Below are 312 nucleotides of genomic sequence, written 5' to 3' on the forward strand. Positions count from 1 at the left end.
AGGCACTCATGGAGGCTGATGTACTTGCTGACTCACTCGCACTTGTTGAGGCGCTCATGGAGGCAGACGTACTTGCTGATTCGCTGGCGCTGGTTGAGGCGCTTTGCGATGCGGACGTGCTGGCTGACTCACTGGCGCTGGTTGACGCACTCATGGACGCGGACGTACTTGCTGACTCGCTCGCACTTGTTGATGCACTCATGGAAGCACTGGTACTTGCGGATTCACTCGCACTTGTTGAGGCGCTCATGGATGCACTTGTGCTTGCGGATTCGCTTGCACTTGTTGAGGCGCTCATTGAGGCAGACGTAC

General features: G+C 56.7%; 1 pseudogene. It reads left to right on the forward strand.

Features of this window, described 5'->3' with window-relative positions:
- Window positions 1-312, forward strand: a pseudogene (locus HMPREF2697_RS10595) (hypothetical protein); the annotation flags it as partial.

Origin of the sequence: Streptococcus sp. HMSC064D12, assembly GCF_001837205.1 — a bacterium.
Taxonomy (GTDB): Bacteria; Bacillota; Bacilli; order Lactobacillales; family Streptococcaceae; genus Streptococcus; species Streptococcus salivarius_D.